The 13842-nt window shown below is 28.8% G+C and carries 9 protein-coding genes; 1 reads left to right on the top strand and 8 read right to left on the bottom strand.

The genetic code is table 4. The annotated features are described in order from the left end of the window. Positions 1 to 131: 131 nt before the first annotated feature. Genes ACNQ12_RS02960 through ACNQ12_RS02940 form a run of 5 tightly spaced genes read right to left on the bottom strand, consistent with a single transcriptional unit; the run spans position 132 to position 8794 of the window. A complete protein-coding gene (locus ACNQ12_RS02960; RefSeq protein WP_418037183.1) occupies positions 132 to 2087 on the bottom strand; it encodes an ABC transporter ATP-binding protein in 1956 nt (651 codons plus the stop codon). Beyond that, positions 2071 to 3852 (bottom strand): ABC transporter ATP-binding protein, encoded by a 1782-nt coding sequence (locus tag ACNQ12_RS02955; RefSeq protein WP_416754137.1) that lies wholly within the window; start codon positions 3850 to 3852, stop codon positions 2071 to 2073. The genes ACNQ12_RS02960 and ACNQ12_RS02955 overlap by 17 nt, the downstream gene beginning before the upstream one ends. Next, positions 3845 to 4222, bottom strand: coding sequence for an ArsR/SmtB family transcription factor (locus ACNQ12_RS02950; protein ID WP_416754139.1), 378 nt, complete (start codon positions 4220 to 4222; stop codon positions 3845 to 3847). The genes ACNQ12_RS02955 and ACNQ12_RS02950 overlap by 8 nt, the downstream gene beginning before the upstream one ends. Positions 4223 to 4234: 12 nt before the next feature. Beyond that, positions 4235 to 8431, bottom strand: a complete 4197-nt coding sequence (locus tag ACNQ12_RS02945; protein ID WP_418037180.1) for an AAA domain-containing protein — start codon at positions 8429 to 8431, stop codon at positions 4235 to 4237. A gap of 9 nt (positions 8432 to 8440) precedes the next feature. Beyond that, on the bottom strand, positions 8441 to 8794 hold the full coding sequence (locus ACNQ12_RS02940; RefSeq protein WP_418037178.1) for a PTS sugar transporter subunit IIB: 354 nt from the start codon (positions 8792 to 8794) through the stop codon (positions 8441 to 8443). A 125-nt stretch (positions 8795 to 8919) separates the two neighbouring features. On the opposite strand from ACNQ12_RS02940, the gene ACNQ12_RS02935 reads away from it, so the two are divergent. Beyond that, positions 8920 to 9393, top strand: coding sequence for a Sua5/YciO/YrdC/YwlC family protein (locus tag ACNQ12_RS02935; RefSeq protein WP_416754145.1), 474 nt, complete (start codon positions 8920 to 8922; stop codon positions 9391 to 9393). A 43-nt stretch (positions 9394 to 9436) separates the two neighbouring features. Here ACNQ12_RS02935 and ACNQ12_RS02930 read toward each other — a convergent pair whose 3' ends face one another. From ACNQ12_RS02930 to ACNQ12_RS02920, 3 genes are all read right to left on the bottom strand, one after another. Then, a complete protein-coding gene (locus ACNQ12_RS02930) occupies positions 9437 to 11056 on the bottom strand; it encodes an endonuclease (RefSeq protein ID WP_418037176.1) in 1620 nt (539 codons plus the stop codon). Positions 11057 to 11226: 170 nt separating this feature from the next. Then, complete coding sequence (locus tag ACNQ12_RS02925) at positions 11227 to 12219, bottom strand: hypothetical protein (protein WP_416754149.1); 993 nt, start codon at positions 12217 to 12219, stop codon at positions 11227 to 11229. Positions 12220 to 12361: 142 nt separating this feature from the next. Then, complete coding sequence (locus tag ACNQ12_RS02920; protein WP_418019112.1) at positions 12362 to 13588, bottom strand: lipoprotein 17-related variable surface protein; 1227 nt, start codon at positions 13586 to 13588, stop codon at positions 12362 to 12364. Positions 13589 to 13842 lie beyond the last annotated feature (254 nt).

Raw genomic sequence — 13842 nt, 5'->3', positions numbered from 1 at the left:
AGTAAAAGTATAATTTATGCGAAATCTTTTCAGAGGGGTTTTCAGTGGAGCACAAAAAAACAGTGCTCCACTTTTTTGTATTTAAAAGTAAAACACTGTGCATAAAATTAAGATTAAAAATTAATATTGAATTAACTTTTTCCTTCAGCATTTTGTCATAAAGATCAATAAGCACCCTTGGCTTTAAGCAATTCTTTATGATTGCCTTGTTCCAGTATTTGTCCATTATTAAGAACAATAATTTTATCAGCATTAACTATAGTCGAAAGTCTATGTGCAATGATAAATGAAGTTCTGTTTTCAACTAGTTTATTCATGGCTTTTTCAACAATAATTTCAGTATGTGTATCAATATTTGAAGTAGCTTCATCCAAAATTAATACTGGAGGATTTTTATAACTTGCACGTGCAATTGAAACCAATTGTCTTTGCCCTTGAGACAAGTTAGATCCTGAATTTACCAGTATAGTTTCGTACTTATCATTTAATTTATCAATATGTCCATTTAAGTGAGCAGCTTCTGTTACATCATTAAGGACATATTCATTAATTCCTTCAGCTCCATAGGCGATGTTATTTTTAACTGTATCACTAAAAAGAACAGTTTCTTGTAGTACATATCCTAAAGACTTACGCAATGAATCTTTTTGAATTGCTTGAATTAAGATTCCATCATAGAAGATTTCTCCTTCAGCAATTTCATAAAAGCGTGAGATTAAACTTGTTATTGTTGTTTTACCAGCTCCAGTTGCTCCAACTAAAGCTATTTTTTGTCCAGGTAAAGCTTCAAATGAAATATTTTTTAATGTATATTCATTTTGATATTTGAATGATACATTTTTGAACTCAATATGACCTTGTAATAATTTATATTCATAGCTTGAACCAACAGGTATTTTTCAAGCAAATTTTCCATAGCCTTCAGCAAGTGGTACTTCTATGTATTTACCCATTGCTTCTTCAACTCGAACTAAAGTAATTTTACCTTCATCAGTTTCTGGCTTTTGATCAATAATATCAAACACACGATTAGCGCCAGCAAGTGCTAATACAACTGAATTGGCATTTTGTGTCATTGAAGACACTGGGCCAGCAAATGATTTAGCAAATTGTGTGAAAGCAATAAAGGTTCCGAGTTCAAGACCAGCAAGGGAACCAGCAGTTGCAATATTACCGCTAGCGTAATTATTAATTACCATAATACCACCAAAAATAGTAACTATTGCATAAGCAATGTTCCCAAGGTTTTGGCTAGTTGGAAAAATTACACTTGCTCAAAATTCTGATTTGAAACTTACTTTAGCTAGTTTTCTATTGATTTGATTATATTGACTAATTGCATTTGCTTCTTGACCAAAGATTTTAACAGTTTTTAATCCACTAATCATTTCTTCAGCATATCCAGTTAATTCTCCAATTTGTTTTTGTCTCTTAATGAAAGCTTTAGAAGAAAATTTACCAATAATAAAACTAGCTGCAAAAATAAGAATAATCACTCCAATCATAATTAAACTTAAAGCTCAATCAAGCACTAACATAATAATAATTGAGGCAGTTAAAATAATTAATGATTGAGTAATTGAAGGAAAAGTTTTTGATAAAAATTGTCTTAATGTATCAATATCAGCAGTCAAGCGTGAAACTAAATTTCCTTTTGCATTTGTATCAAAAAACTTAATTGGGAGTGTTTGCATATGACGATAAAGTTTTACCCGCATATTAGTCATTGTTTTATAAGTAATATTAATCATGATTCTGTTAGCTGCAAAACCTGAAAAAATACTTACTAAGAATAAAACCACTGAGCCAAACAGCATTAAGTAGAATTGATCTCAATTAAAAGTATCAACTGTAAGCCCTTTATCTAATGCTGGTTGCAAGAACAATTGCACAACTATTTTACCAATGAACACTTGTTGATATAGCATTCCCACAGTGGAAAGCAAAATTAAACCAGCTGCTATAATCAATCATCATTTATTATCACTTCATAATATTTTAATTAGCCGAGCAAAAGTAGCTTTCTTTTGCTGCTTAGTTAATTTAGTATAAACTGGACGAGAGCTCATTTTATTGAAGGATTTCATTTATACCTCCCATAGCTTGTTGTGCTTTATATAACTCAGCATAAAAACTTGATTCTTTGAGTAATTGTTCATGAGATCCAATGTGTTTAATTTCACCATTTTCAAAAATTAGGATGCGATCACAGTCTTTAATTGAATTAATTTTTTGTGCAATAATAATTTTAGTGCAATTATCAATTTGACTAATTGCTTGTTTAATCTTTGCTTCAGTTTTAAAATCAACAGCTGAGGTTGCATCATCCAGAATTAAAATTCTTGGTTGTTTAATTAAGGCACGTGCAATACATAAACGTTGTTTTTGACCACCTGAAAAATTTTGACCTTTTTGCTCTACAGGAGAATCTAGTTTATCTTTTAATCCAGCTACATAGTCTTCAATATTAGCTTGAGCTAATGCATGATAAATTTCATCATCACTGGCATCTTCTTTCCCTCAAAGCATATTTTCTCGAATAGTTCCTTTAAATAAGATTGATTCTTGAAATACTTGAGCAATTTGATCTTTAGTGTAGTGTAAATCTAAATCACGTATATCATAATCATCAAGAAGAATTTTTCCTTCTTGTGGATCATAAAATCTTGCAATCAATGAAGTAAATGTAGTTTTACCAGAACCAGTTTCTCCAATGATACCTATTGATTCACCTGGCTTGATTTTAATTGAAACACCCTTAATGCTTGCGTGATTAGTATTTAAGTAGTTAAAAGTTACATTCTCAAAAGTAATTCCACCTTGTAACTTAGCTTTAATAGCATTAGGTTTATTTACTATGCTTGGTTGGTGATTGATAATTTCTTTAACACGTTTAGAGCTTGGGATGGCCATTAAGACCATTCCTAGTACATTCATAATCCCCATTAAAGAACCTGAAATCATTCAAATATATGATCCGAAAGCAACAATATCCCCGACTTGAATGCTTCCACCTAACGCTAGTCTTGTTCCAATCCCACCAAGAGCTACTACTGACATAAAGATAGTTCCAAAAATAATTGGAGTATTTCAAGACACTATCTTATCAACTTTTGTATTGGTTGTTTTTAATTTATTAGCTAGTAATTCAACCTTATCAGCTTCTAATTTTTCTGTTACATAAGCTTTAATTGTTCTCATACCATTAAGATTTTCTTGAATCTTTTGATTATATGCATCATATTCTTTATATAGTAACTTATATTTTGGATATGATGTATATCAAATAACTAAAAATAAGACAGCAATTAATGGCAATGAAACAGTAAAAATAGTTGAAAGCTTTAATGATTCCTTAATCGCAAATACAATTGCAGCAATAAACATAAAAGGCAATCTAATAAACGCTCTAATAATCATCATAAAAGCCATTTGAATATTATTAACATCATTATTTAACCGATTAAGAATTACCCCATTGCTATATTTGTCAATGTCATTGAATGAAAACTCTTGAACTTGAGCAAAAATTGCATAGCGAATATTTTGTGAAAATATTGTAGCAGCTTTTGCTGAAACAAAAGAAACTATCACACCAGAAACTAATGATGCAATGGCTAGGCCTATTAAAATAAGTCCTTTTTGAATAACAACAGTTTTATTGCCTTGAACAATTCCACTATCGATTACATTCCCTACAATTTTAGGCATAAATACTTGCATAAGTACTTCTGCAATTACTAAAATAATACAAATTATTGAATACCAACGGGCACCTTTAGTAAGTCGGAATAAAGAGGGCATTTTAGTTTTTACCCTCTTTTCAATCTTTTGTTGTTTACTTTTAGTCATGGTTATTTAATAAACATTCTTTTTCATCATGTTCATGTACTTGTTCATGCCCGTCATTGAAACATTTACATGTATATTTTTGATAAACATCTTCTTTTACAAGTCGCATAACTTCTTCTATAAGAACACCATATTTTTTTACAAATAGTGGAGCCAAATAGTAATAACTTGCTACACCTTCTTTTCTAATTTTGACCACTCCAGCTTTTTTTAGGTTTCCTAAATGTTTTGAAACATTAGCTTGTTTTTCATTTAATGCGCTTAGCAAGTCGTTAACATCACATTCACGCTCATGACATGTATAAAGGTGAATAATTAACTTTAATTTAACATCCTTTGATAAGAAATTTAAAATTTGTAATGTATCCATATCGTATCTCCTTTACTCTTCTTCATCAATAGATTCAATTATTCATTCAGCAGTCGCATCTTGCATACTTGGTTGATCAATTGTTTTTGTGTTTCTTTTTACTGAATTTTCAGCACGTTGTACTTTGTTTAAGGCACTTTGTTCAATTTCTTCATGCGAAATAATTTGCGTTTTATTAGCTTCATCATCTACATCATCAAAATTAAAGTTTATGACAAAATCATCATCCGCTAAGTCTTCTTCGTCTTCAACCCAGGTTGACTCAGCATTAGTTTGTTCTTCTTTTGGGCTAACATTTTGAATATTTATATCAGCCTCTATGATATTTTCAACTTCATTTTTTTCAACATTTTCAACCTTTTTGATAAATTGAGTCACCTCTTTAGTTAGTTGATCGGAAGAGGTTTCAATTGCTAATGAAATTTGAGCATTGTCTTCTTCCTCACTATCAGCTATTTTAGTTGGTTCATTATAAATTTGATCATTTGCATAAATTGAAAGTTTTTCTTCTAGTTTAGATAAATCAATACCTAATTCTGAAAAATCAGTTTCATATTCTTCTACTGTATCAATCTCTTTATCTTGTGGAAATTTAGTTTCTTTATCCATGCTATCTTTGGTAAATTCATAATTAGGTGAAGTTACTATTTCATCTTTATTTAGAAAATTACTTTCTAATTCTTTGTTTAAATCTAAAACAACATCTTCTTCAGTTTCATCATTCGAAGTAGCTTCAAGCTCATATTCAACTTCATAAGCATCTAAATCATTTTGGTCTTCAGCTCCATATGCGATAACTTCTTCATTTTCAGGCATGACTTCTTGTGTGCTAGTTTCCTGGCTAGATCCTACCAAATCAGTTTCTTGTTCGATTATATTTTCAATTTGATTTTGAACAATATCTTTGTTATCTTGTTTAAAAGCAGCTTCTTGATTTAATGAATAAGTGGCTGTAGCTAATTGCTCAGGTTTAACGTTTAATCCTAAAACATCCTCTTGCATATCAACAACTTCTTCTTCGATTTTGTTAATTGCATAAGTATTGGTCTTATTTGCAACTGATGTTTTTTCAAAACTATTAATTTCTTTTGCATCAAATCATTTTGTTACATTATTTTGTTCATAAATTCAAGAAATAGGATTTATAACAGTAACATCATATTTTTTAGATTTTAAGAATTTGATTGCATCATATAATGTGACATATTTTTCAATTGAGTTTGAATAGTTAAATGTATCAAAACAAATACATTTAAATGGTATTTTGTTGTATGTAACTACTATATCAATATCAATTGAGCCAACTGTGTAATCCTTAAAAATTTCAAATCTTGGATTATTTGCAATAGTTTGAGTGATTCTATCAAATACTATATCTTTAAATCATTGATCTTTATTAAATGTATTAGAAATAGAATCGTGTTTAGAATCAAATGAACTCTTAAGCATCTTTAGGCGTTGCTCAGGTGTACGCTCAAGGAATTCTAGTCACTTCTTGAATATGCGCATGTCGTCGCTCATTTCATATTGAGATATGATATCACTTCCTTTGATTGTTTTAATAACAATCATTTTATCTTTAGCACGTGAAATAGCAACATTCAGCGCATTTTTTCCACCAGGTCTACATACATAAGTTGAATTTAATTTAGTATTTTTATCATAAGCCACAGTAGCTACAACTAAGTCAGCTTCATCCCCTTGAATATTTTCAATATTTCTAATTAATAAGCGCTTAGTTGATATTGCATCTTCTAGTTCATGGTGTTCTTTATAAATTTCATTAGTTAAATACTCGCTTTGTTTAGCATTAAAGGCTAGCAAAATGATCTTATTGTATTTATCAAGATTATCTTTAACCTTTTGGATAGCTAAATGTGCTTCAAGTATGTTTCTATTGTTATCTCATTCACCATTAACTTCATGCACTTCGATCGGATCGTTATTTCAAACACTAGCTGCATCTAAAACATCAAGTTTTCCTTCATAAAAATTACGAGATGAAAATGTCATTAAAGCAGCATGATTTGATCTATAGTTTTTATTTAACATAATTGAATGTACACCTAAAGATAAAGCATAATCTAGAACCGATTCAACTTGTCCAAAGATTGAATCATCAGTATAGCGAATTCCAAATCAGTTACTTGGCTTCATTTGTTCAGTATCTCCGGCTAAAATATTAACTTTAGCTAGATATAAAATTGGTAAAGCATTTTCAATAAAAATTTGACTTGATTCATCTAAAATTGCATAGTCGAATTCTTCTTTGCCTCAGCCAGATAAGTCTGTATTTGGTGTAGCAATAATAATTGGATAAATTAATTTAATCATTTCTGAATATTTTTTAACAAATCTATAAGGCTCTAAATTATTAATCCGAACAGATTGAGCAAATTCACGATATAAACGTTTTTGATCTTCATTGAAATGATTAATTCTATTAAAGATTTTTTCAGTAATAATTTGTTTTAAAGCTTCTTCATTTGAAATTAAAGGTTTATGAGCAATGTCTGCATTTAGTTTAATTAACTCATTTAATCTTCTGAATGGAGAGTATTCTGAATCAATGTTATTAAATCCAATACTAATAATAAAGCTCATTAAGTCAGCTCAAGAACCATCAAAGTTTGGCATTTTACTGTCTATTTCGTTACCAATACGTTTTAATTCATAATACTTTTTAACAAATGGGAAAAATGTTAAACGAGAAATTTTGAGTAATTCTTTAGCTGTTTGACAACGTGTTGGTATTTTTGGATATTTAATATCTCTTGGTAAAGATAAAATAAATTCTATGTCCTTATTAAAGTCAAAATTATCTTTATGCTCTGAAATGTAATAATATGCTTTAAGTACATTTTGAGCTAAAGCATCATTGAGATATTCAGAAGCTTGTGAAATAAATTCGAGTTCACGTCTAGTAATAGTTCCAATTGATTCAATCTTACGTGAATCATTAAAGTTTTCTAACATATCTAAATAATCTTTGATAGGCTTATAGAAAGCTTTACGATCCATATCTTTAGATTTTAAGATAAAAAGACAAAATGGAGCTAGTGAATTCATTCTATTTTTAATGACATCAAGAGCAGCCTTCTTTTGGCTTGCTACTATTGCTGTTTTCCCATAGAATAAAATATTAGCAATTAAATTTACAATAGTTTGTGATTTACCAGTTCCAGGTGGGCCTCAAATTACAGTATTTTGATTTAAAGCTGAAATGATCGCTTTATCTTGAGATAAGTTTGATTCAGTTATTCTAAGTAATGTTAGATTTGGATTAAAAATTAATTTGTTAATTACTTCTTTATAAACATTTTTATTAAATTCTACCTTAATAATGTCATCCATTTCATTATTAATAATAATGTCTTTCATTCGATTACGTGAGTATCCACCTCAAGGTTTGTAAATACCAAGTACAGCTCCTGGGTAAAATCTCATGTTTTCATTACTTACATCGTCATAAGTAAATCTGATAAAAGGTGCTGCTATATTATCAGGCAGTTTGTATAACCCTTCTCAATCAGCACGTAATTTTTGGATTAATGAAGCTATTTTGTAATTTTTAAAGTCTGTATCAATGGTTAAATTAAATTCGTTATTATTTAAGAAAAATAATAGTTTTTCATTAACTTTGATATCTCCATCACTTTTAATGATTGGCTTTCCATTTTTAAATACAATGTTTGCTTCTTTTAAAAATAACGGAGCATATATTACCCGATCATCTTTTTTAAGAGATAAAAATAAGAAACCAATGTGCAATGGTCAAATGTTTGTTTCATCCAAAATATTAGTTACTTTATCATTTAAAATTTTTCATTTTAAAATTGATTTTTGGACTTTAAGCTCTAATTGATTTAAAATCTTTTCTTTGTTGTGCTCATAATTTTCATAAATATTTTCTGAGTTGAACTTAATGTTAATACGTTCAAAATCAGCGCTGTGTGCTTCCATATATTGAACTAAATTTTCTGAATTTGAAATATTCATAATTCGTTTAATGTGTTCAACAATGCTGTCATCAAGCGCTGACACTTCAAAAGTTTCATTATCAAAAATAGTTGCGATATTCTTATCTCCAACAAGTTGATACAAGTCCATGTAATCTTTATCATTAATTCTGGTAAAGATTGATGGATCACTTTGTGTAATATCCAGTAAATTATCAAGTACGATTTTATATTTTAATTGTTCTTGCATATGACCTCCTTACTTAATTAATTTTTTTAGTTTATTATAGACAACAGTTGTATATTCACCTAAAACTAAAGATACACCATTGCTACGAGCAACAATCCCACTAATTCCTTTCAATTTATTTAATTCTTGTAATTTAACTAATTTAATATCTTTAACTGAAATATTAATTCGATTAAGTCTAGTTTCTACTTCCTTAATATTAGCTTGTCCTAATAGAGTTAAGAACTCATCAAATTTAAAAGGTAACTTATCATTTTGATAAATTGTATTCTTTTCCTTTTTAGTTTGTTTGTTTCATTTAATTCAAATTAGACCAAATGTTATGATTGTTAAAAATACTATTAAAAATTTATCCTTTTTCATATGCATTTATTATATTATTTATTTATAAATTTATTTATAAATAAATGTACTTTTTGGCTAGTATAATAAATATTTTTGCCTTTTATAATTAAGAAGTAAAATATCAATTATTAAAGTAGGTAAACATGAATAATGATAAATACAAAGATATAATAATTTGCTCAACTGATACAGTTTGTGGAATCGGTGGGCCAGTTAATAATGAAACACTTGAATTACTTTATGAACTTAAACATAGACCTAAAAATAAAAAGATTATGATTTTAGTAGGCTCTTTAGAACAAGCTCAATCCTTTCCACAATGAAATCAAAAAGCCACTGATTTAGCTAAAGAAAAATGACCAGGTGGAGTTAGTGTCGTAATTAATAATCAAGGTTTTAGAATGCCAAATTGCCCCTTACTTCAAGCATATTTAATTGCTAATGGTCCAATTTATATGAGTAGTGCCAATATTTCAGGAGAAGCTGTTTTAACCTTGCAGGAAGTATCAAACGTATTTCCTCAAGTGACAAATATTTATGATTTCTGTACCCCTAGCGGTAAGCCTAGTGATATATATAATTTAGATACCGGAGAAGTAATCATTCGTAATAAGTAGCTATTAGCTGCTTTTTTTAATAAAAAATCCCTTTCGGGATTAATTATTCATTAATAGGTTCAGCTTTTAATAAAATACCTTTATTAACAAATGGTTTAGGATCTGAACCAAAAATATTATTAGCTAAATCAGGATAATCAATAAATGGATTTCTAATTTCTTGGAATGCTGCTGTTTCATTATTTCTTAAAACATCTCATGGTCCAACCTGGTCATTTTTATTTCATTCTAGATAAGTAGCTAAGTAGTGCTCTTTGATATAAGGAAATGTTCTAGTAAAGATTGATGTAGACATGTTATTTAAGCCTCTATCATTATATGTGGCCGTAAAGTATAGATATGCTCTAGCTACATCACCTTTAAATTCATCCAATGGTTCCATTGCATCTAATCCAATATTGTTTTTTCCCATTTTGCTTCCTTGTTTAAAAACTACTTTTGGTGAAGTGACATAATCATGAGCAAAGTTGCTTCTAACACCATTTACTTTTATATCTGTAGGAAAAATGTGGTTAGCATCACTAACCATTGGGCTAGCTTTTCCAAATCATGACTGCGGAATCATGTGTTCACGATTCATTCCAGAACCTTCAAAACCTCCTCTTCCTCCGTTATAGTTAGCATATGTATATGGATCTTTACCAGATGGGTTTTCTGAATATACATCTAACATAGTATTGTCGTTTTCGTAGAAGAGATCTCTAAAGGCTTTAGATTTATTGTAAAAGCCTGGTAAAGAACCATAACCATGAATTCCTTTTAAGTGTGATTTCTGAATTCTTAATAATTCTTCAATTAAATCTTTTCCCTTTTTTCCATTAGCACTGGCATAATAGTTATTATTAGCATCATATATGTAGTTATATTTTTTTGCTGCTACATTAATTGGTGTTGCATTATTATTACTTTCTCCTGGATGAATGTTTAAATCACTAGTTGGTTTGCCATTATTAGTGTTTGTAGTTTCGTTTCCAATCTTAACTGTTGAGGTATAAGCTTTATTTGTATATTTAAATGTACCATCAGCTTGTTTTAAAGCTAATTTGTATTTAATTAGTAACAATCCACTTGCTTCATCATAGACAAAATCTAAATTTCCATTTGGTAAAGTTCTATTTTTATATGTAAATGTAGTATTACTTACATTAACAGGTTGTACAGTAATTGAACTATATTCTGGCTTGAATTGTAAAAAACTAACACCATTCTTTTTGTTTGTAGTAATTTCTCTAGATTCGTGATTAAATTGGACATAATTGCTACTAATTTTAATATGGCTCAATACTGCTGCTTTATCAAAATTAGGCTTTAGTTCAAATAATGAATTGCCATCAACCAAATTAATTGCAGCCAATTCAGGATCTTGAGTCTTAGTTTCAGCTTTTTTATCCCTTTTATCTTCAACTTCTTTATCTTTATTTTCTTTGTTATCATTGTTATCAACCAGAGTTTTATTTTCATCATTTAATTTTTTTGTATCTGGTGTTTTGCTTTTGTCTTTGTCAGAAGGTTGATCTTGACTTTTGTTTGTCTTATTTGTATCTATGCTTTTAATATCATCTTCATCATTTACTTTTTTATCATTACATTGAGCAGCTACTAATGGAGTTGCAATTAAACTAGCTCCCGCAAATGTTAATAATAATGTTTTTAATTTATTCATTTTTTCTCCTTCATTTAATTAACCTATACATTTAATATTAGCACCTTATTTTAAGGTTAAAATGCTTTTACACTAATATGTGGAAATTTTTCATATTTTGTGGAATAAAAGTTATTTTTCCACAAAATAAAGTAAAAAAAATCAAGCTCATGGTGAGCTTGAAGTAAAGCCTAGGCAACTGCGTTTTCAGATGTTTCTTTGGCCGCAAAGCTTAAAGTCATTTCTTTAGGATCTGAAATTACATATTGATAGTGTGCTTTAGGAACTTTAATAACATTAACAATTCTATATGTAAAAGTAATTGTCTTTTGGGCTGGATCAATTGCTTTAATCATAAGTCTAGAACTTGGGTTTGTTTTCTTTTTATTATTTTCAAATAAGACATTATCAGCCTCACATAATTGGAAACTGCCTTTATCTGCAAAAATTTGTTCTGATAAATCATAATATTCAGATTTCTTAGCATTTAGTTTAGATGTACTGAAATAATATCCAATGTATTTTGGTTTTGAGTTAAAAAATGTGTTAATGTCTTCTTGATTTGTAACTGGAGTTATTTGAACTTCTTTGTTATTTACTTTTGCTAATTCTTCAGCTGTCGTTGGTCTAAATCCAGTTAATTCTAAAGCTTTTGTTACAGTTTGACTTTTATCAGTTTTATCAGTTGCCTCTACATTAAATGTAACTTTTCCATTTGCATTATCAATTGCAAAGTCTTTAATTTTAACATCATATTTGGCTGTATCCATTCCAGTTACGCCAACTTTATCATATAATGAAGAGTATGCTGAAGCATTTAAATAACTTCTGTAATTATCGTTATTTAAGTATTTGTCATCAACTTTTAAAGCTAAAGATTTTGCTGCTTCTGCAATTGCAGAAGTTTTTGCTTCACCAGAAGCACTACCAGTGCTTGGAGCTGTAGAATCACCAGTTTGGCTTCCTGTTTCTGGTTTTGCTCCTGTTTCTGGATTAGTTCCAGTCTCTGGTTTTGATCCTGTTTCTGGTTTGACTACAGGAGTTGGTGTCGTTGTTCCACCATTATTATTGTCTGCTGGTTTCTTTTCTTCATTTTCATATTTACATGCCACAGTTGCAGCCACCGGGAGTAAAGTTATTGTAGTTCCTGCCATAGCAAGTAATATAGTTTTTAATTTATTCATATGTTTCTCCTCAAAAATCTAGTTCTAACTTTATTCTATTACTATTTTTGAATAACATATAAAAAAGACTGAAAATGGAAAAAATTTCCATATTTTGTTCCACATTTATAATAAAGCTGCACTCTTATTGTGCAGCCAAAAATTAGTTTAATTTATAAGTTACATTATGATTGTTGCTAAAGTATGTTAAGTCTTCATCTGCACCAAAAGCAAGTTTATATTTTAATATTAATGTTTTATTTGTTTCATTATATTGATAGCTAATCTTTTGATTTGGATCATTATTTTCAAAAGCTGGTTTTTCTTGATTTACTAAATAAAATTCATTATTAATTAAATCTTCATTTGCATTTAAAATTGCTACTTCTTTGCCTTGGATTAAGGCACAAATAGCAAGATCCTGTAATTCATTTCCTTTCACATTACGGACTACTTTTAGTTCTTTTCCCGCTTTTAAATAAGCAAGTATTGCTTCTTTATTCGGTGCATACTGTTCACTAACAGTAAATAAGTTTTCTGTAATTTCGTTATCAAAACCTTTATCTGCTTCCAAAACCAAGTCAAGGGAATTTTGATTGTGAATTTCTGCTTTTTTAGCTTGTTCAAAATGAATATGTTGTGTTTTTACCTTAGTTATTAATTCGATGTTGTTTTCTTTTTTACTTACCCGATAAGAAATATCTAAGCAGCGGGTGTTAGGGTACACTTTAATTAATAATTTTTCTGGATTTACAATACTTCTATCATTAATATTTACATCTATCCCAACAAGGTTTTCATCTTTAGATAAATTGATTTCATTTAATAAAGCAATTTTATTACCTTTATATGATGCATATAGCATTTTACTTTTAGCATCATAGCTAATGTCATCACTAATGTGATAATTTTTATTCTGATATTCTTTTTCTGTTGCATATTCAAAGAAATTATCGACCTCTTCACTAGTAATAGGTGTTAAGTCTTCAATTCGATTATTTGCATCTTGCTCTCATTTTGATAATTTTCTAAATCCGTCCATTTGGTATGTAACAACTGCATAATCACCTTGATATTGTTCTTTATAATGTACTGTAACAATAATTTTTCCATTTAAATCATCATAACTAATATCTTGGATATTGTAACTTCTATATTGCTGTGTATCAAAATTTTCTATTGTAATATTGTCATTAAGTAAATCTTTAGAAATTAATGATGGATAATGTTTAGCAATCTTTGCTTTAAACTGTGGAGAAAATACTAATTTTGTTTCCACTTTTGTTGGGTTTTTACTTGTTTTAGTTCCATTATAACAAGCAACTGTTGCAAAAGATAATACACTAAGTGGGGGTAGTGTACAAAATAATAATTTGGTTTTTAGTTTCATTTAGCCTCTTTCACTTTTATTATAAAATCCTTCTTCAAAAAGAGTGCAATTTAGCAATTATTTGTGGAAATGGTTCATTATTTCCACATTTTTATTTTATGTACCTTGTTTATAAGTTTTTTAAGTGTTATTTTATAATTACAAAACTTGCTAAAATAAAATACTTTTGGTTAAAAGTGAACTTAATTTTTGTTATTTTAAAAATGACATAAATAGAAATAATTTAGTCAAAATATTAATTTAAAATTCTGTAA

Source organism: Mycoplasma paraquilae (assembly GCF_048284415.1).
Taxonomy (GTDB): Bacteria; Bacillota_I; Bacilli_A; order Mycoplasmatales; family Metamycoplasmataceae; genus Mycoplasmopsis.
The sequence above is the reverse complement of the archived record's forward strand: the minus strand, read 5'-3'. Positions and strand labels throughout refer to the sequence as shown.